This is a genomic window from Flaviflexus huanghaiensis, from assembly GCF_014118685.1.
In the GTDB taxonomy this organism is placed as follows: Bacteria; Actinomycetota; Actinomycetes; order Actinomycetales; family Actinomycetaceae; genus Flaviflexus; species Flaviflexus huanghaiensis.
Window position 1 is genome coordinate 62615 of record NZ_JACFAK010000010.1, and the last position, 18526, is coordinate 81140.

Below are 18526 nucleotides of genomic sequence, written 5' to 3' on the forward strand. Positions count from 1 at the left end.
CGCAGCCTACGGCTGCTCCACCTGCTCTCCGAACTTCACTGCACCTGTTTCACCGAAGCGACGGATGTCGTCGTCGGAGAAGCCGGCGCGCTCCAAGACGTCCCGGGAGTCCTGCCCGAGGCCCGGCATGGGCCGCCAAAACCCGCCCGGGTTCTTCGCGAACGTCGGGAACGTGTTGGGCCCCTTAATGGTCACGCCGTCGGCGTTCTCCCACTCGATGAAGTTGCCCCGCAGCGCGACGTGCTCGTCGGCGACAACATCGGCGATCTCATTGACAACCTGAGCTGCGATCTTGTGGGCAACGAAGTCCTTTTCGACATCCCACTTGGACCGAGCGAGGAGGTACTCTTCGAGCTTCTCTTCAATGAGGTCCGCCTTCGGGCCGTTCCGCCACAGAGCGGACGTGCCCTCCGGGTAGTCGTCCGTGCCCCACAGGTCACCAAGACCGATCTGCTCGAGCAGGTACTTGTTCTGCGGCACGCCATAGAGGCATAGGCCGATATAGCCGTCCGCGCATTCGTACAGGCCGATACCGCACAGGTTCTGATGGCGACCGCCGGGACGGTCGTACGTCACGCCTGCGTTGAGATAATCCATCATGTAGTACGTGCCGACGCGCAGCATCGTCTCGTACATCGCAAGATCGATCGACTCGCCTTCGCCGGTGATGCCGACCTTGTGAAGCGCCGCGAGCGATGAAGACACGATCATGAGGGCATTGAAATAGTCCGCCCCGTAGGGGTGGATATTCATCGGCTGCTCGGTCGTGCCGTTCTGCGCAACAATCCCCGCGTAGGACGCGACCGTGAGGTCGTAGGCCGCGGATTCGACGCGCTCCTTCACACCCGTCAGGCCAAACCCGGACACGTGGACGATGACGAGCTTGGGGTTGATACTCCACAGCCAGTCGTCCGTGATCCCCTTGCGGGCGTACGTGCCGCCCTTCGAAGACTCGATGAAGATGTCAGCGTCCTTGACGAGGCCCGCGAGGGCCTCCTTCCCCTCGTCGGTGAAGGCATTGAGGGAGATCGAGCGCATGTTGCGCCTCTCCAACTCCTTCACCCACGCGGTGTCGCGCATGGAGTCACCGCTCCACACGTTCTCGATCCACGTGACATCAGCACCCCACTCACCCATGATCGCGGCCGCGGTAGGCGCAGCGATCTCGACGGCGGAGTAGACGACCTTGACGTCATCGAGGACGCCGAAAGAGGGCTTGTTCGTCTCCATAAGTTCTCCCCTTACCTGTAGTCGCGAAGGGCAGCGCGGCCTGTCGCGAGGATCATGACCTCGTCGGTGCCGCCCGACACGCGGTCAACCCGCAGGTCCCGGAAGGCACGCTGGACGCGGTGCTCACCGGTAACGCCGATGCCGGCGAGAACCTGAAGCGCGTGGTCGACAACGAGGCTCGATGCGTGCGAGCAGTAGTACTTCGCCATCGAGCAGTCACCGCGACCGAGCTGATCGTTGTCTGCCTTCCACGCGATCTCGTACAGCATGTTCCGCATGTTGACGAGCGCGACCTTCATCTCCGCAAACTTCAGCTGAATGAGCTGCGTGCGGCCGATGGCCTCCCCGCCCTGGACCCGCTGGTTGGCGTACTTCGCTGCGTCCTCGAACGCCATATAGGCGGTGCCGTAGTTCGTCAGGGCAACGAGGAAACGCTCAAGGTCGAAGTCCTGGACACCGCGCTTGAACGCGTTGCCTTCACTACCGAAAATGTCGGACTCGTCAAGCTCGACGTCATCGAAGTAGAGCTCCGCACAGGAGTCCATCTTGAGACCGAGCTTCGCGAGCGGCTCCTTCGTGATGCCGGGCTTCGACATGTCAACGAACCATTCGGTGTAAACCGACATGTCATCAGCGTTCCGGGCCATGACGACCATGTACGGCGCATGCATCGCCGAGGTCTGGAACGTCTTGTGCCCGTTGAGGTACACCTTGCCGTCTCGGCGGGTGTACGTCGTCGCCATCTCATCCCACGAGGAACCCGCACCGGGCTCGGTCATGGCGTAGTTGAGCATCTGCTTGCCGGTGCCGAGGAAGGACAGCATCGTTTCCTTCTGCTCCTCGGTACCCTCGCGCAGAACGGTGCCCCAGCCCGGAAGCTGGTAGAGCACGTAGGTCGGTCCGCCCAGGCGGCCAAGTTCCTCATACGCTGCCGTAAGCTCTGTCCAGCCGAGCCCGAAACCGTCGTTCTCCTCGGGCAGGAGGATGTGGTCGAACCCGAGCTCGCAGATCGCCTCAGCCCACTCGATCGGGTACTCCGAGTTGGCATCGCACTCGCGGAAGTAGTCTTCCCAGTTGCGCGACTCCATGAGCTGTCGGTAGCCCTCGACCATGAGCTGCTGGTCTTCATTCAGCGAAAAATCCACGGTGATGTCACTTCTTTCTGTGTCTGATGTGTTAGGACTGGCTGGCTTGTGCGCGATAGAACTCGCTCGCGGCCGCAAGGGCCGCTCCCGCCTCCGGCACAAGCCGTGAATGATGGAGGAAGGCGTGGATGATTCCCTCGTAGATGTCGAGCTTGACCGGGATCCCCGAGGACTCAAGGATGTCGGCGAGTAGCCGGGAATCATCGAGCAGGGGATCAAGCTCGGCGGCGACGATGTAGGTCGCCGGCATGTCCCTCGTCAGGTCGTTGCGGAACAGGTCGAGGAATCGGTCCTCGATCTGACGTTCGTCGGCGAGTGCCTGGCCGATGTAGAAGGCCAGCTCGTCTTGGGTGATGCCGTCCCACGGGCCGCCGAGGCGGCGCTGTGAGGGAGAGTCGCGTAGGCCGAACCAGCCGTAGAAGAGGAGCAGGGCACGAACGTTATCGGCAGCCTTCTCCACCTCCCGCAGGTAGAGGTATGAGGCGAGCGCAATGTGGGCGCCACCCGAGTCGCCAGCGAATGACACATCGTCGCCGTCGATTCCCCACTCACCCGCAGCTGCGCGGACCGCCTGAACGACGGCGACGCACTGCTGCAGATTTGTCGGATACTTCGTCTCCGGGCTGAGCCCGTAGTCGATGGCGATGACGGCCGCGCCTGATTCCTCCGCGAGGATCCGAGTCATCCTGTCGTGGGTATCGAGGTCCCCAAGGCACCAGCCACCGCCGTGAGTGAAGAAGATGACTGGAAGAACAGCATCCGTCGTCGGCCTGTACATCCGGACCGCGATATCGCCGTGGTCCGTGGGGATGACACCGTCAACCGTGGCGGCCATGACCGGACCACCCTCGTTCCAGTAGGCGCGCTCCGTGCGGTAGCCCGCCCTCATCTCTTCGATGCTCTGACCTGTGGAGTAGACGTCAGCGGCAAGCTCGTTCTGCTTCGCCACCGCCTCGCCTGTCTCGTTCGTCCAGCGAGAGGGGACATCGATCTTATTGACCACGGACCTACTTCACCTCCGGGACAGCTGCCTCGGCGGGGACCGGTGGGATGGGGCCCTGCGGAGCGATCTCGCCCTCGATGAGCGCATCTGCGTCGACCGGGCGACCGTTGGTCTTACGGACGTAGAGAATCAGAGCGATGGCGAACACCATGGCGAGCACCGCGACGCCAGCGAGGATCCCGAAGATCTGCGGGTACGCATCGTTGCCATTGGCGTCGATCATGGCGCCGAACCACTTCGAGGAGAACGTGTCCGGAAGGAAGCCGACAACGGAGAGCAGGCCGGTTGCGGTTCCGAAGATCGTCAGCGGAACCTTGCCCTCCGTGAGCTGGGAAGACACGATGCCGAACACGCCGTTTGCGATGAAGCCGAGGAGAACAATGATGAGAGCCGCGATGATCGTCGCCGCCTCGTTCTTCGGAAGGAAGGTGAGGACAATGATCGAGATCGCCGTGACAAGGGAGCCCGCCCCGATGATCTTCGACGGGGAATTGACTGCCTTCGCCATGAAGCCGAACGCCGGCCCTGACAGCAGCGTGACGCCGTAGGTGCGGATAACCGACACAAAGGTTGCGATGCCAACACTCGCACCGAGAACCGACGTGAGGTACGGAGTCGTGTACGAGACTCCCGTGTAGTAGAAGTACACGCAGAACATCGTGGCTGCGGCGATCCAGACGACTGGCGACCGGAGTGCGTCACGCAGCTCCGACAGTGAGAAGCCGTTCGCCTTCGTATCAGCAATCTCGCCCTCGAACTTCGGAATGTAGAGGTAGGAGAGAACGCCGAGGATGAGAATGATGGCCGCGAGGATCCAGATGAGGGATCGAACCGCCATGTCCATGTTCGACGCCATCCACGAAATGATGGCGAGCTGGATGACACCCATGACGAGGCCGGCTGCGCCGTAAACGCCGTACGACAGGCCGATGTTGCGCGAGTATTCGTCCTCTTCCGAGATGAGACGGACAAGCTTGAAGCGAATCCCCCACCAGATGAGAATCGTCGTCACGCCCATGCCGACGAAGATGACGTGAAGCATGAACATTGACGGAAGCAGGCCGTACATAAACGTGAGGACCGCGGTCGAGCTGAAACCAACCCACGCCAGCGTGCGCATGCGGATCTTGTCCGCAATGATTCCCGAGGGCAGGTAGCAAATCGTCGCCGTGATGGCGTACGCGGTGATGAGCGAACCGATCTGCTCGTTGTTGGCGTTGAGCGCCTCCATCAGCGGATCGTAGATGACGTTCTTAAGATAGGCGGGTGCATAAATAATCGAACTGCCCATTGAAACGAGAATAAGGAGGAAAATTCTGTGACCTTTGGACAGGTCGGTCGCCCGCACCTCCTCACGAAGATTGATCATGGTTGTTGCCTTTCAAAAATGGGAGCGCCGCCACCGGCTGGAAAGATATATGTGCGGATCACGAACCGTGTTCCGTGCGAGCCAGGTCGCCCCGCACAGAAATAATCATCGGCGCGACGTTCCACCAGTTCGTGGGACCAAGGTGCAGATCCTGCGGACGGCTTTCGTCCGAATTATTGACGGCGGATACGCCGCAGATTCGGCCGCCCACGCGTCCCGGACGTCACACCGGCCGTTCGCAACCGAGGGCCGGTCCTCTCGGCCCAGCACGAGCTACGCCCGCCGTGGTCCGACTCACACGGACGGCTAGCGTCCGAAACGACCGATTTATGGCGCACGTCTCTCCAACGAGTACACGTATAAACGTCGTTGTAGTTATAAACCGCCCAACCGTCATGGTCCTGCGCACACTCGGGCATGCACGACTCATGAACAAAGTCCGCTGGACGCACGACAACGCGTGAGCACATGGGTTTATCGCAGCAGGAGGCCGCATGGGGCTTCGGCGGTGGTCAGCCCATCCCCCTGAGCACTTTTGCCTCGTACGTTCGCGAGAATGTCACGGGCGCCGCGCCCGCGCCGAGGGTCATGACATTGGACACAGCTCGGTTCCGGCGCGTCGTCTGAGCAACGTCCAGCCCAGCTCGACTCTCAGTTCTCATTGCCTGCCGTGCTAGGCAGACTGTTTCCTGTCGATAAGTGTCGCGAGCCGAACGGCTTCCCTCCGTGCATAGTCGCCGTCGGCGCTCTGGATCGCCATGACGGACACGACGTGGCCGTCTGTTGTATCGATCCTCACCCACGGGCCTTCACCGAAGTCGACCCCGACGATCTGCCCCCACTCGAGGCTATGGGCGTAGATGAGGTTCTTGATGTAGATGCCCTCGTCGCGGACTTCAACGCGGACCTGGTACTGGATCCACAGCAACCAGAGGAAGAAGGCAAGGAGAATGACGGTACCGATGTAGTCGACGGTCCCCCACGCGTAGATGCCGAAACTCGGCGCCATAGCGAAGAGGACCGCCGTCGAGGCAATGAGGAGAACGGCGAGGCCCGCAGTCACGTACCTCGCCATTCGGGGTCGAAACGTGCGCGTCACAGCCTGCAGGCGAGGATCGGGGTGACGAGAATGGCACGGGCACCGACGTCGTACAACCCGTCCATGACCTTGTTCCTGTCGTCCTTCTTCACCATGGCGCGCACCGCGTACCACTCACCATCATGCAACGGCGAGACCGTCGGTGACTGGAGGCCCGGCGTTAACTTGACCGCGTCATCGAGGTGGCTCGTGTGAATGTCGTAGTCGATGAGAACGTAGCCGCGGGCGACGAGGACGCCCTGGATGCGGCGGTCGAGAATCTCGAGCCCCTCGGGTTCTTCTCCGGCGCGACGGATGAGAACTGCTTCGGACAGCATGAGCGGCTCACCAAAGACGGTAAGGCCCGCAGCTCGCAGGGTCGACCCCGTCTCCACAACATCCGCGATGGCGTCCGCAACCCCGAGCTGCACGGAGGATTCCACTGCTCCGTCAAGGTGGACGACTGTCGCGTCGATGCCCTTGTCCGACAAGTGCTTCGTCACGACCTGGTCGTAGGACGTGGCAATCCGCTTGCCCTGCAGTTCGTCGATGGTCGACATTGATCCGCCAGGCGCTGCGAAGCGGAATGTAGAGCGGGCGAATCCGAGGGCGCGATGCTCGATCGCCTCGGCATCGGAGTCGATGAGGAGGTCACGGCCCGTAATGCCGACGTCAACGGTTCCCGCGCCGACGTAGACGGCGACGTCCCGCGGGCGGATGAAGAAGAACTCGACGCCGTTTGTCTCGTCGAGCAGGACGAGCTCTTTCGGGTCGCGGCGCTGGCGGTAGCCCGCCTCGGCGAGAAGGGTCGATGCGGGTTCGGACAGGGAACCCTTGTTTGGGACAGCGATTCTCAGCACGGAAAAGTCCTTAGAGGTAGCGGTAGAGGTCATCGAGGGTCAGTCCCCTGGCGATGAGCATGACCTGGAGGTGGTAGATGAGCTGGGACGCTTCGAGGGCGACCTGTTCGTCGGATTCGTACTCGGCCGCAATCCACACTTCGCCCGCCTCTTCGAGGATCTTCTTCCCGATCGTATGGATCCCGGCATCGAGCTCCTTGACGGTACCCGATCCCTCCGGGCGGTCCTTGGCCTTCTGGCTGAGTTCGGCGAACAGTTCTTCGAAGTTCTTCACGCGCCCAGTCTATGCGCATCGGCCACGCTCCTCACCTCGCGCCCAGGAACGGGCACCCAGCGGAAGGCATCGTCATGCACGAGTCCCGCACAGGAACGTGCGGGACTCGTCGGGTCAGCGTGCGTCGATGACAGACGTTGTCATTGCCTCGTCTGCAGGCACGTCGGTTGAGATGAGGCCAGTGCCAGACATGAACTCGCTCATCGCCTCCCACCTCGCGGTGTCCTGAACACCGATCCTGCCATCGCCCTGATAGAGAGGCAGTGTCGCATTGAAGGTCAGTGTCGCTGCTGCACGGACCTCAGGGTCGCTCATGCCGGGAACATACGTCGTCACGATGTCGATCGTTTCCTCGGGGTTCTCAGCCGCGAAGTCGATTGCCTTCTCGACGCCCTCGAGGATGGCGGCGTAGGCGTCGGTGAACTCGTCGAAGGAATCACCGCGGGCACTGAGGCCCGGACCAATGAGAGGCAGATTCGGCGCGAGATCAATTGTGCGCACATCAAAGCCCTGCGATTCCATGGCGACAGCGTCGTTATTAATGAAACCAACAACGGCATCGACATCCCCGCGAGACAGCGCCGCCATCTGCGTGAAGCCGATGCTTTGAATGTCGACGTTCTCAAGCTCGTATTCATCAAGCATGGCAAGGAGGCCGAACCAGTTTGCGCCGTACTCTCCGGGCAGGCCGACGCTTCGGCCCTCAAGATCAGCCGGGCTTGTAATGTCAGAATCCTCGGGGACGATGAGAGTCACCGGGTACTCCTGGTAGAGCGTCGCGAAGTTGACGACGTCGATGCCCTCCGCTCGGGCGTACATGACCTCGTCCCCACCCGCATAGAGGACGTCCTCTTCGCCGGTTGTCAGCGCCGTGAACAAAGGCTCCTGCGCCCCGTGGTGACGTAGCGTGACAGCCACTCCAGCATCGTCGAAGAAACCCTCGTGGTCAGCGACGTAGAACGGGAAGAACTGGACGTCAGGCACGTACGACATTCCGACGGTCACCGACTCAGCCTCCTCCGTCTGTGCACCACATGCACCGAGCAGAGCGACTGCTGCCAGAGCTGCGACGATTCTTTTCATGAGATTCCCTTTCTGATGTCGAGGACACGCTCGACGTACGTGAGGATGAGGTAGATGCCGACAGCGAGGACGATGAGGACCGCGATGACGGCGAAGAGTTGGGCGACGTTTGCGGTCGAGCCCTGACCTTTCGACAGGGCGGCCCCCAGGCCGTCCCCGCCCATGACCATTTCGCCAACGACGGCGCCGGTGATGGAGAGCGTGAAGCCGGTCCTGATACCGGCGAGGATGGAGGGCAATGCGAGCGGCATCTCAATACGCCGCATGAGGTTGAGCCTGCCGGCCCCGTCGAGCCGTGCCGCATCAATGATGTCCTGGTCGAGTTCGCGAATGCCGAGGGCTGTCGAGATGACGACGGGGAAGATGACGATGATTGTGCACAGGACGGTAATCGGCAGGAGGCCATAGCCGATCCAAATAACAAGAAGGGGGGCGAGAGCAACCGCTGGAACCGCCTGCGATGCTGCCAAATATGGGCCCAACATGGCCGCGACGACGCGGGAACGGGCAATGAGGTAGCCGAGCGGGATGCCAATGATCGTGGCGGCGGTGCACCCCAACAGGGCGGCAATAAGAGTCTCGCGAGCCGCAAGGATGAGGTAGCCCTCGGTCAACCCAGCCCACAGCGTGTCCCACACGCGCACGGGATGGGGAAGGAAATATGTCGGGACTGCGCCCGATTCAGCGACGGACCACCACAGGGCCAGCACCAGCAAACCGAAACCGATCGGTGCGAAGTGTCGCAACTGTCCTCCGCGCATTCCGGGGACAGCGGGCACGCGCCGCGCACGTTGGGCGCGACAGCCAGACGTGTTTCTCCCATCCGGACTTTCACCGTCGGTTAGGGAATTTCACCCCATCAACCGCTTGCGCGGGTCGCGGACTATCACCGCCGGCTCGGACTTTCACCGACCCCGAAACACGCCCCTATCGTATCACCTCATGAATGGCTGCACTTGCGAGCCAGCTCACGAAGCTGATCGACAGCGTTTGCCGCATCTTCAGCCCTGTAGACCGCGGATCCGGCGACAAAGTTGTTCGCGCCTGCCTCGGCGGCCTGTTCGATCGTGTCGACGCTGACGCCGCCATCGACCTGGATCCACGTCTCGAGGCCCTTCTTGTTGATGAGCTCACGCAGGCGCCGAACCTTCGGCATGACGCTGGTGAGGAACGGCTGGCCGCCGAATCCCGGCTCAACTGTCATGCACAGGACCATGTCGAACTCGTCGAGGATGTCAATGTAATCGTCGATCTGGGTGGCGGGGTTGAGAGCGATACCGACCCGTGCTCCCATGCCGCGCACCTCGCGGGCTAGACGGATCGGGGCCGCAACAGCCTCCGCGTGGAAGGTGACAGAGTCAGCACCCGCTTCGACGAAGCTCGGCACCCAGCGGTCGGGATCGGCGATCATGAGATGTGCGTCGATCGGGACTGGCGAGTACTTCTTTGCAGCCTCGATGACGGGCACACCCCACGTGAGGTTGGGGACGAAGTGGTTGTCCATGACGTCAACGTGAGCCCAGTCGGCGTTCGAGATCTTCTCGAGTTCGCCAGCGAGGTGGCCGATATCGGAATTGAGAATGGAGGGAGAGATGAGAGTGGTCATGTCTCCCAGTTTCTCACTTCTTCACGAGAATGGCGGCAAACATGGCGTCAGTATCATGCTCGTCCGGCCAGAGCTGGAGATATGGGCCCCTGACCGTGTCTAAAGAACCAGGCCTCGCGATGCTACGGGCGATCTCGACAGCATCGAGCACCTCGACCCTGTCCGTGAACCGGTCAACGATCTCCCGGGTTTCCCGCACATCGGGTGAGCACGTCGAGTAGCAGACGAGACCACCCGGACGAGCGGAGTCAATGGCGGCCTCAAGCAATCCGACCTGAAGATCTGTCATCCCCTCCGCATCCTCCGATGTCTTCCGCCAGCGTGCCTCGGGGCGGCGGCGTAGCGAACCGAGTCCCGAGCATGGCACGTCGACAAGGACACGGTCGAACCGATTCGGCTCGTTCAGCGAGCGAGCATCGCCTTCGCGAAGAACAACAGCATCCCCGAACGGCTCGACTGCGTTCGCAACAAGGTCAAGCCGGTGATCGTGGAGCTCGTTGGCAAAGATCGTGACCGACGGATCTGCCAGCGCTACCATCGTCGCCGCCTTCCCGCCCGGCCCTGCACACATATCAAGCCATTCGGTATCGCGCCCCTCAAGCGGCGCTTTGGCAACAAGGTGGGCGACGAGCTGGGACCCCTCATCCTGCACGCCCGCGCTGTGATCGCGGATCGACTGCATCCGGCCCGGATTGCCCCTCTCGAGGACAACGGCCTCCTCGAGGAGTGAACCCTCGGTCGGGGTCGCGCGAGCGTCCTCAGCATCCCGCACGACCGTCTCCCGGGAGACAGCGCGGGGTGCGATGGCGACGCGGGCGGGCTCGTTGTTGGCGGCGAGCACGTCGCCGAGATCTTCGACCCTGCGCCCCGACGCCTCGAGCGACTTCTCGTAGACCTCGAGGATCCACTCGGGGTGGGAGGTCTGTGCGGCGAGCACCGCCCGCGGCCCCTGCGCCGCGAGCTCCTTTGCGAGGATGTCATCCCATTCGGCAGCGGTGCGTTCGCTGATGCGGTGCATAACGGCGTTGACAAAGCCTGAAGCGCCGGAGCCCGCCTCGTTGCGTGCAAGGTTGACGGTCTCATTCATGGCCGCGTGAATCGCGACATCGAGGCCCTGGATTTGATGCGCTCCGAGGCGGAGGATGTCAACAACGAGTGGGTCGATCTCGTCGAAGGGCCGGCCCTGGACGCAGCGCTCGATGATCGCATCCCACCTGCCCATCATGCGGAGCGTGCCGTACGTGAGGTTGGTGGCAAAGCCCCTCCCCCGTCCCGTGAGACCAGCCTTCTGGAGGGTCGCCGGTAGCGCGATATTCGCATACGCCCCATCGCGGACCTGCTCGAGCACATCGAGAGCGACGAGCCGTGCAGGGTCAGATTCCATGCGCCCCGGGCGCCAGTTCGTTGGTCTGTCAGTCATGAGCCCCAGACTACCGCCTCACGCAGGCCTCTCCCCCAGTCGGCCGCCCTCATCCACGGCTTCCCCGGGGGCGCGATCCGGTCGAGCCTGAGCGACCCGGCGCCCGTACCCAGCAGCACATCATCGCCGACCGAGATCTCCCCGACGGGCAGGTCGACGTCGACCGGCTCGGCCGGACCGATCTTCACCCGGTCCCCGTGCCACGTCGTCCACGCGCCCGGTGCGGGCGTGAAACCGCGGATTTGCGCGTCAAGCTCGGCCGCGGTGCGGGTGAGGTCCAGCCGCCCGTCGGCGGCCTTCAGCTGCGGCGCGTAGGTCGGCTCACCTGCCTGAGGCACAGGGTTCGCGGTTCCATCCGCGATCGATGACAGAGTTCTCGCGAGCAGGTCGGCGCCCATGTCCGAGAGCCGCTCGAGTAACTCCCCCGCGGTCTCACGGTGACCGATCTCAACCTCCGCAGTGTCAAACACGGGGCCCGTGTCGAGGCCCTGCTCGATCTGGAATGTCGCAATCCCCGTTGTTCGTTGACCGGCGGCGACCGCGTACTGGACGGGGGCCGCGCCCCGCCACTGCGGCAGCAAAGAGTAATGAAGATTGATCCAGCCGTGAGCGGGCACTGCCAGCAGCGACTCGGGGATGATGAGGCCGTAGGCGACGACGGCGACGATCTCCGGGTTGAGTTCCGCGATCTGCTTGTGGACGGCCGGGTCCTTGAGGGTCGCCGGAGTGAGGACATCGATGCCGAGCTCACGTGCCTTCGCCTCAACCGGCGAGGCCGTGAGCACGCGCTTCCTGCCCACTGGGGCGGGCGCCCTCGTGAGGACAGCGACGACCTCATGCTCCTCGGCAAGGCGAATGAGCGAGGGTACTGCGGTGGCCGGGGTGCCGGCGAAGATGATGCGCATACGCTCATTCTACGGTCCGCCAGCATGGCGACCTGGGCGGGCTGAGCTCTGGGAGATGGGTCCTAGCCTGACCCTGCATCTCACCACCACGGCAGGTCACGACCAAAAGCGGTGCCTGGTGTGCGACAGTCCTTAGCCTGATGGAGCGTGCAGAGCGGCGCGCGGAATGGAGACAGCGTGGTCGACACACCAGAGACGCAAAGGCGCGCCCGGAGCCACCGGAAGCTGCTCCGCCTCTGGCCCATCGGAGTCGTAGCCGTGGTCGCACTCGCCATTGGCATGATCCTGCCGAACTCTTTCCCGACAATGTTTGGCACCGAGGAGCAGTCCGACCACAGCCTCGTCGTGCACTCCCTTGAGAGGAGCGAAGAGATCGTTCTCATGGGCCTGGGGATCCAGGGGATCACCGAGGAGCGCGTCTCCCGCACAGTCTTCGGCCGCAGCGTTCCCGGGAGCGGCAGGGCGCTGTTCCTTCAGTACAACTTCCAGGCGAAGCTCGGCATCAACGGCGAGGACGTCGAGATCGAGCAACGGGGCGAGGATGGCCTCCACATCACCATCCCCGAGTTCATCTTCATCGGCCACGACGACATCACGTTCAAGACGGCGCTCGAGGATAACGGGGCACTGAGCTGGGTCTCCCCTGACATCGATGAGCCGGACGTCATCAACCAGATCCTCAACGATCAGAATGTCGACGTACACGTCAACGCGAACAGGGATCTTCTCGAGGATCAGGCCGAGGCCTTCTACACGGGCATTGTCACTGCCGTCGATCCCAACATCCGCGTCACGTTTGAGTTCCCCGAGGCAGACCCCACTCGCTGACGCCCTGCGCATTCCAATCCGACTCTGGCAAGACTGCCACAACAGAGCGAGCACTGACCCGGCGGCATCAGACAGCGCCGGTTCGTAGCCTCAGATGATTGGATCCGCCTCGACCCGCACGGCGAGCTGCCCCAGCTTCTGAAGGGTCTCTCGAAGGACGCGGGCGAGCCGCTCGGCAGGCGCCTGCTCGTGCAGGTGGAGCGTCACGCCATCCGCCTCTTCGACCGGCCCGACGATGTGGATGCCGCGCGCGAAGACCTGGCGGCCGCCGCCCGCCAGGAGGGCTGCGATGCCCTGTTCGGGTGGCGCCTCGCCCTCGAGCCTGGCGGCGATGCCGCCGAGCAAGCGCTGAATGTCGACCCTCTGCCCAGAGATCGCGAACCACCGGTGGAAGGGCGGCTGGCCGAGGGCCTCCCGCTCGGCTACGAGCGGCTCGATAAAGTCAATGTTGCGGGCCGCGAGAGCCTCAGCGAGGTGCGGTGGAACCCCACCGGTGAGGAGAACGTGCTGAGAGACGCGGCTCGCCACTCGGGCCCACCTGCCCACCGCCTCGATCTCCGCATCGAGCGAGAGGCTCGCGAGCCTCGACCCAGCATCGAGAATGACGCCCGCGGAGAACTCACGGTCCGGTTCGGCTCCCGGGGTGGCGATGACGATGGGGAGGGTGGATTGCTCGGAGCTGCGTCGCACCGTTTCCACTCCGATTCCTGGGAACGCGGCGGCCAGCTCCTGGGCCACGCGGCTTGAGCCGCGGGCGACAGCCCGCAGGGCGGCCGAACCGCACTCGCACCGCCACTGCGAGGTCCCGCACGTCGCGCACGAGGCGGGGGTGCCGGGCGTCGGCACGGCGAGGCTCGTCCCGCACTGCTGGCACACGGCCTTCTTCCCGCACCGCTGACAGGCGAGTGCTGGCACATAGCCGGCCCGCGGGGCAGAGACAATGACGGGTCCGGTTTCGAGGCCGCGACGGATTGTTGTGAACGTAGCGGGTGGTAATAGACCGCGCTGGTCTCCGGCCCATTGCTCGGCCCGGGTGACGTTCGGCCACAGGCCGCCCGAGACGGTGTCGGGTTGGGGTAGGTGGATTCTCGGCGGGAAGCTGAAGCGCAAGAAGGTGCGCCCTGTGCCCCTCATACGAAGCACCTCGTCGGCCCACATGTACGGGCTGCGCCTGTCCCTCATCGCGTCGTTTTGCTCATCGACGACAATGAGTAGCCCGGCGTCGATCGGCGCGAAGGCTGCCGCACGGGTGCCAAGAACGACCCGTGCACGGCCTGTCATGGCCGAGAGAAAGTGACGGTAGCGGGTCTCCGGGGACGTGCTTGCCTCGACGAGGGCAACTGGCTCAGCTGGCAAGCGCTCGCTGATCGCCGTTCTGCACAGGTCGACCTCGAGCGCTGTCGGAACAACGACGAGGACGCGCTGACCTGCGGCAAGTGCGGCGTGCACTGACCACGCGATCGCCTCCCACGTGCTTCGCCCAGCTGGCACGAGCAGTTCCCTGCCGCTGACGGGAGCTGTTCCCAGCCACGACGGCTCGGGCGGGTCGATGGTCGGGAACAGCGGCGGCCGAAGAGCCGCAACAGCTTTCTCGGCGCGGACGTGCCGTGGCGGCACCGCACCTCGCAGGACATCGTGGCGTGAGCACACCTGCCGGCGGGCGATGCGGTCGGCAAGAGCGAACAGTTCGGGCGTAACGACTGGCTCTCCGAGGACCTTGAGGAGCGGCTTGAGCGAGCCCGCATCCGTCGTTCTGCCCCGTTCCCGCAAGAACCCGGTCAGGCGCTTCGATCCGAACTGGACCCGAACCCGAACACCGGGAACGGCAGCCTCATCGAGACTTTCCGGCACGAGATAGTCATAGTCCTTATCGGGCCATGAGAAGGGCGTGTCGAGGATGATCCGAGCGATTGGATTCTCGACAGAGGACTCGACAGTGCGGACAGCCCGCTCTGCGGGAAGCAGGGCGGGCTGTGCCGGCAGCTCGAAGAGAGTGTCGTCCACTCGGCTATATCACCACGTCACAGGGACTCAATGGCGGCTCGGAGCGCTTCGACCCGGTCGGTTTGCTCCCACGTGAAGTCGGGAAGCTCGCGACCGAAATGACCGTAGGACGCCGTCTGGGCATAGATGGGGCGCTTGAGTTGCAACTGGTCGATGATTGCGAGCGGCTTGAGGTCGAAGACCTTGTCGACCGCCTTCGTGATCTTCTCGACCGGGACCGTGTTCGTCCCGAACGTGTCAACGCGGACCGAAACCGGGTGGGCCTGGCCGATGGCGTAGGCGACCTGGACTTCACATCGCTCAGCGAGCCCGGCGGCGACGATGTTCTTCGCGACCCAGCGGGCCGCGTACGTCGCAGAGCGGTCAACCTTTGATGGGTCCTTGCCGGAGAAGGCGCCGCCACCGTGGCGGGCCATGCCACCGTACGTGTCAACGATGATTTTCCGACCGGTCAGCCCAGCATCGGACATGGGGCCGCCAATAACGAAGCGGCCGGACGGGTTGACGAGAATCTTCATTCCGCTGCGGTCCAGGTGCGTGGCGTACTCATCGAGCACGGGCGTGATGACGTGGTCGATGATCTCACGAAGGAGCTCCTCCTGCGTCACGTCCTCATCGTGCTGGGTAGAGACGACGATCGTGTCGACGCTGACCGGCTTATCGGATTCGTCGTAGTTGATCGTTACCTGAGTCTTGCCGTCGGGGCGTAGCCCACGGACCTTCCCTGATGTTCGGACGTCGGTCAGAGTCTCGGCGAGCCGGTGGGCGAGGAAGATCGGCATCGGCATGAGAACGTCAGTCTCGTTCGTCGCGTACCCGAACATGAGCCCCTGGTCGCCCGCTCCTTCTCGAGAGTACTTGTCCACCTCACCATCTGACTGGCGGGCTTCAAGGGAATGATGGACGCCGTCGTAGATGTCCTGCGACTGCTGGCCAATTGACACGGACACGCCGCAGGAGCGGCCATCGAAGCCGACCTCGGAGCTGTCGTACCCGAGGTCAATGAGGGTCTCCCGGACGATGTGCGGGATCTCGACGTACGAGCTCGTGTTGAGTTCGCCAGCGACATGGACGAGACCCGTGGTCACCATCGTTTCGATGGCGACCCGCGCGTGAGGGTCGTTCGCAATGATCGCATCGAGAATCCGGTCGGAAATGAGGTCACAGACTTTATCGGGGTGGCCGGCTGTGACTGATTCAGAAGTGAAAGGCTGCACGGTTGTCAAGCCTAAACGCCCTTTCTGACAGAAAAGATGGTGTCGATGACGACTCCCGCCATCTGAGACTTTGTCCCAGTATGTTCGGCGCGAATCTCGCCGCTAGAGTCGAGGATCGTGATCGTCGTGTCGACGTCGCCGAAGCCCGCGGTCTCGCCGACCCTGTTGACGATGAGGAGGTCCGCACCCTTCGCCTGTGCCTTAGCCCGGCCGTAGTCGAGGACCGTGCCCTGCTCATCACCGGTCTCAGCCGCGAAGCCGACGACAAACGCGCCGTGCGACCGGTCAGCGGCGAGGCCTTTGAGGATGTCGGGATTCTCGACAAGCTCGACATCGGGGGCCTTGCGCCCCTTCTTCACCTTTGAGCCGGTCATCTTCGCTGGCCGGAAGTCCGCAACCGCGGCTGTCATGATGAGGGCCTGCGCCCCGGGAGCGAGCTCGAGCATCTTCTCCTGCAGCTCGAGAGCTGTCCCTGCCTCATGGATTGTGATGAGCGGGTGGTGCGGCCGTAAGGCTTCATCGACATTGCAGGCAACGAGGTCGACAACGGCGCCCCGGTGTGCCGCGGCGAGGGCGAGGGCGACGCCGAAGCGGCCGGTCGACCGGTTGCCGAGGAAACGGACCGGGTCGATCGGTTCTCGCGTGCCGCCGGCAGAGATGACGTACCGCTGGCCATCGAGGTCCTGCTCGGTCAGCAAACCGAGAGCGGCCTGGACAATGTGTTCTGGCTCGGGCAACCTGCCGACACCCGAATCGGCGCCAGTAAGGCGACCTTCTGTGGGTTCGAGAACCGTGACGCCGCGTTCTTGCAGGGTTGCGATATTTGCCTGCGTGGCGGGATGGTTCCACATCTGGGTGTGCATGGCCGGGGCAATGATGATCGGGCACGTCGCAACGAGTGCGGTCGCCGTCAGGAGATTGTCGGCGATGCCGTAGGCAAGCTTCGCTATCGTGTTCGCTGTTGCGGGCGCGATAACGAGAAGGTCGGCTTCGACGCCGACTCGCACGTGCTCGACGGCCTCAGGGTCGTCCCACACCGTCGTATGGATGGGGTGGCCGGAAAGGGCCGCGAACGTTGACTCGCCAACCATCTTCAGCGCTGAGGCGGTTGGGACGATGCGGACATCGTGACCCGCCTTCATGAGGAGGCGGGCGACGATGGCGGACTTGTAGGCCGCGATTCCGCCCGTCACCCCAATAACAATGCGAGACGGGCCCGCGGTATCACCGTGGGCCCGTGCGGTACGAGTGGACATCAGGCTTCGGGTTGGTCGAGGACGAGCTTGTCCTCAACGATCTCCCGCAGCGCAATCGACAGAGGCTTCTCCTCAGGATCGGAAGCGACGAGCGGCCCGACATGAACGACGTTGCCGTCGGCGGACATGAGCTCTTGGCGGTAGTCGTTGATCTGACGTGCGCGGTCAGCGGCGTACACGGCGAGCGCGTACTTCGAGTCGACCTTCTCGAGAAGATCGTCGATGGGAGGGTAGGTGATGCCTTCCGGCTCTGGAACGGTTCCGTACATGTCAGCCTTTCCGATTGCTCAGCGATTCAGTCTATCTGATGCTCGACATAATCGACAGGACCTCATCGGTGGCCCGTGCCACGTCATCGTTGATGACGATGCGGTCGAACTCGTCTGCCGCCGCCATCTCCACCCGCGCGGTCTCGAGCCGTCGGGCCCGTTCAGCTGGCCCCTCCGTACCGCGGGTCTCAAGCCGCTCCTCAAGGTCCTCGAAGGTTGGCGGGGCGAGGAAAATCTGAACCGCTTCGGGGAAGGATTGGCGCACCTGGCGTGCGCCAGCGAGATCGACTTCGAGCAGAACGTCCCGGCCCGCCGCCATCGCATCGAGCACGGGCCCGCGCGGAGTGCCGTACTGGTTCACTCCGTGGACGGTCGCCCACTCAAGCATGTCGCCCGCCGTGACGAGATCATCGAACTCGGTGGGGGTGACGAAGAAGTAGTGGACCCCGTCTACTTCACCCTCCCTGGGTGGCCGCGTCGTCGCGGAGATCGAGAGCCAGATGTTGGGCTCTCGAGCAAGCAGGTGACGGATAACCGTGCCCTTGCCAACCGCGGTCGGGCCGCAGATGACGAAAGCCCGTGTCGTCACTAGCTGAACAAAGAGACGAGCGCGGCCCTCTGGTGAGGTCCTAGTCCGCCGACGCGCCGCGACGGAGAGATGTTCGTACGGTCCATAATCGCGCGAGCCTTCGCGATACCGATGCCCGGCATCGCTTCCAGGAGGGCCGAGACCCGGAGCTTAGCGATGACCTCATCGGTCTGCGCGAGGGTGAGAACCTCGCTCAGGGCAACCTCTCCCATTTTGAGAGACTTCTTGAGCTCTGCACGCTTTTTCCGCGCGACAGCTGCTTTGTCAAGGGCTGCCTGCCGCTGCTCGGGTGTGAGGGACGGAAGTGCCATGGATGCTCCAAACTTTCAATGCACGGTCGTTGTGCACGACGACGGAATACGCTCAAGTTCGTGACATGAGCACCGCCAG

General features: G+C 63.2%; 19 protein-coding genes and 1 riboswitch. Of the genes, 1 reads left to right on the forward strand and 18 read right to left on the reverse strand.

The features are described 5' to 3' along the window. Positions 1 to 6: 6 nt before the first annotated feature. The 12 genes from caiB to fmt form a co-directional block, all read right to left on the reverse strand. Positions 7 to 1230, reverse strand: a complete 1224-nt coding sequence (gene caiB, locus H7E91_RS08665) for an L-carnitine CoA-transferase (protein ID WP_182354701.1) — start codon at positions 1228 to 1230, stop codon at positions 7 to 9. An 11-nt stretch (positions 1231 to 1241) separates the two neighbouring features. Continuing rightward, positions 1242 to 2375 carry a crotonobetainyl-CoA dehydrogenase gene (gene caiA, locus H7E91_RS08670; protein ID WP_182354702.1) on the reverse strand — a complete coding sequence of 378 codons (1134 nt, stop codon included), beginning with the start codon at positions 2373 to 2375 and terminating at the stop codon, positions 1242 to 1244. A gap of 31 nt (positions 2376 to 2406) precedes the next feature. Next, positions 2407 to 3378, reverse strand: coding sequence for an acetyl esterase (gene aes, locus H7E91_RS08675; protein WP_182354703.1), 972 nt, complete (start codon positions 3376 to 3378; stop codon positions 2407 to 2409). 4 nt (positions 3379 to 3382) lie between these two features. Then, positions 3383 to 4747 carry an MFS transporter gene (locus tag H7E91_RS08680; protein ID WP_182354704.1) on the reverse strand — a complete coding sequence of 455 codons (1365 nt, stop codon included), beginning with the start codon at positions 4745 to 4747 and terminating at the stop codon, positions 3383 to 3385. Between the two features lie 673 nt (positions 4748 to 5420). Next, positions 5421 to 5822 carry a PH domain-containing protein gene (locus tag H7E91_RS08685; protein ID WP_182354705.1) on the reverse strand — a complete coding sequence of 134 codons (402 nt, stop codon included), beginning with the start codon at positions 5820 to 5822 and terminating at the stop codon, positions 5421 to 5423. A 20-nt stretch (positions 5823 to 5842) separates the two neighbouring features. Continuing rightward, the gene (hisG, locus tag H7E91_RS08690; protein ID WP_182354706.1) at positions 5843 to 6685 is read right to left on the reverse strand and encodes an ATP phosphoribosyltransferase; all 843 of its coding nucleotides are present in this window, start codon (positions 6683 to 6685) and stop codon (positions 5843 to 5845) included. A 10-nt stretch (positions 6686 to 6695) separates the two neighbouring features. Then, positions 6696 to 6959: a phosphoribosyl-ATP diphosphatase gene (locus tag H7E91_RS08695; RefSeq protein WP_182354707.1), complete on the reverse strand. Its 264-nt coding sequence runs from the start codon at positions 6957 to 6959 to the stop codon at positions 6696 to 6698. A gap of 114 nt (positions 6960 to 7073) precedes the next feature. Further along, complete coding sequence (locus H7E91_RS08700) at positions 7074 to 8042, reverse strand: ABC transporter substrate-binding protein (RefSeq protein ID WP_182354708.1); 969 nt, start codon at positions 8040 to 8042, stop codon at positions 7074 to 7076. Then, a complete protein-coding gene (locus H7E91_RS08705; protein WP_277814803.1) occupies positions 8039 to 8788 on the reverse strand; it encodes an ABC transporter permease in 750 nt (249 codons plus the stop codon). The genes H7E91_RS08700 and H7E91_RS08705 overlap by 4 nt, the downstream gene beginning before the upstream one ends. A gap of 61 nt (positions 8789 to 8849) precedes the next feature. Then, a riboswitch (FMN riboswitch) is annotated at positions 8850 to 8968 on the reverse strand. 14 nt (positions 8969 to 8982) lie between these two features. Beyond that, on the reverse strand, positions 8983 to 9648 hold the full coding sequence (rpe, locus tag H7E91_RS08710) for a ribulose-phosphate 3-epimerase (protein ID WP_182354709.1): 666 nt from the start codon (positions 9646 to 9648) through the stop codon (positions 8983 to 8985). Positions 9649 to 9661: 13 nt separating this feature from the next. Then, a complete protein-coding gene (locus H7E91_RS08715) occupies positions 9662 to 11068 on the reverse strand; it encodes a transcription antitermination factor NusB (protein WP_182354710.1) in 1407 nt (468 codons plus the stop codon). Further along, positions 11065 to 11973: a methionyl-tRNA formyltransferase gene (gene fmt, locus H7E91_RS08720; protein WP_182354711.1), complete on the reverse strand. Its 909-nt coding sequence runs from the start codon at positions 11971 to 11973 to the stop codon at positions 11065 to 11067. Before fmt ends, H7E91_RS08715 begins: the two co-directional genes overlap by 4 nt. Before the next feature lie 177 nt (positions 11974 to 12150). Here fmt and H7E91_RS08725 point away from each other — a divergent pair, with 177 nt between their 5' ends. Continuing rightward, positions 12151 to 12801, forward strand: a complete 651-nt coding sequence (locus H7E91_RS08725) for a hypothetical protein (RefSeq protein WP_182354712.1) — start codon at positions 12151 to 12153, stop codon at positions 12799 to 12801. A gap of 90 nt (positions 12802 to 12891) precedes the next feature. On the opposite strand, the gene H7E91_RS08730 is transcribed toward H7E91_RS08725, so the two are convergent. From H7E91_RS08730 to mihF, 6 genes are read right to left on the reverse strand one after another with little or no spacing between them, the layout of a single operon-like run. Further along, on the reverse strand, positions 12892 to 14805 hold the full coding sequence (locus H7E91_RS08730) for a primosomal protein N' family DNA-binding protein (protein WP_182354713.1): 1914 nt from the start codon (positions 14803 to 14805) through the stop codon (positions 12892 to 12894). Positions 14806 to 14822: 17 nt separating this feature from the next. Further along, entirely contained in the window at positions 14823 to 16022 is a 1200-nt protein-coding gene (metK, locus tag H7E91_RS08735; RefSeq protein ID WP_422111038.1) for a methionine adenosyltransferase, read from the reverse strand. Positions 16023 to 16033: 11 nt separating this feature from the next. Further along, positions 16034 to 17278 (reverse strand): bifunctional phosphopantothenoylcysteine decarboxylase/phosphopantothenate--cysteine ligase CoaBC, encoded by a 1245-nt coding sequence (coaBC, locus tag H7E91_RS08740; RefSeq protein ID WP_182354715.1) that lies wholly within the window; start codon positions 17276 to 17278, stop codon positions 16034 to 16036. After that, positions 17278 to 17547 carry a DNA-directed RNA polymerase subunit omega gene (gene rpoZ, locus H7E91_RS08745; protein WP_182354716.1) on the reverse strand — a complete coding sequence of 90 codons (270 nt, stop codon included), beginning with the start codon at positions 17545 to 17547 and terminating at the stop codon, positions 17278 to 17280. Before rpoZ ends, coaBC begins: the two co-directional genes overlap by 1 nt. Positions 17548 to 17578: 31 nt before the next feature. Beyond that, entirely contained in the window at positions 17579 to 18136 is a 558-nt protein-coding gene (gene gmk / locus H7E91_RS11555) for a guanylate kinase (RefSeq protein WP_182354717.1), read from the reverse strand. Continuing rightward, positions 18136 to 18447 carry an integration host factor, actinobacterial type gene (gene mihF, locus H7E91_RS11560; RefSeq protein WP_182354718.1) on the reverse strand — a complete coding sequence of 104 codons (312 nt, stop codon included), beginning with the start codon at positions 18445 to 18447 and terminating at the stop codon, positions 18136 to 18138. Before mihF ends, gmk begins: the two co-directional genes overlap by 1 nt. Positions 18448 to 18526: the final 79 nt, after the last annotated feature.

Excerpts from the sequence above, each read along its gene's own strand:
- H7E91_RS08680 (WP_182354704.1), bottom strand. The coding sequence starts at position 4,747 with ATGATCAATCTTCGTGAGGAGGTGCGGGCGACCGACCTGTCCAAAGGT.
- fmt (WP_182354711.1), bottom strand. The coding sequence starts at position 11,973 with ATGCGCATCATCTTCGCCGGCACCCCGGCCACCGCAGTACCCTCGCTC.
- H7E91_RS08685 (WP_182354705.1), bottom strand. The coding sequence starts at position 5,822 with ATGGCGAGGTACGTGACTGCGGGCCTCGCCGTTCTCCTCATTGCCTCG.
- H7E91_RS08700 (WP_182354708.1), bottom strand. The coding sequence starts at position 8,042 with ATGAAAAGAATCGTCGCAGCTCTGGCAGCAGTCGCTCTGCTCGGTGCA.
- caiB (WP_182354701.1), bottom strand. The coding sequence starts at position 1,230 with ATGGAGACGAACAAGCCCTCTTTCGGCGTCCTCGATGACGTCAAGGTC.
- H7E91_RS08715 (WP_182354710.1), bottom strand. The coding sequence starts at position 11,068 with ATGACTGACAGACCAACGAACTGGCGCCCGGGGCGCATGGAATCTGAC.
- coaBC (WP_182354715.1), bottom strand. The coding sequence starts at position 17,278 with ATGTCCACTCGTACCGCACGGGCCCACGGTGATACCGCGGGCCCGTCT.
- rpoZ (WP_182354716.1), bottom strand. The coding sequence starts at position 17,547 with ATGTACGGAACCGTTCCAGAGCCGGAAGGCATCACCTACCCTCCCATC.
- mihF (WP_182354718.1), bottom strand. The coding sequence starts at position 18,447 with ATGGCACTTCCGTCCCTCACACCCGAGCAGCGGCAGGCAGCCCTTGAC.
- rpe (WP_182354709.1), bottom strand. The coding sequence starts at position 9,648 with ATGACCACTCTCATCTCTCCCTCCATTCTCAATTCCGATATCGGCCAC.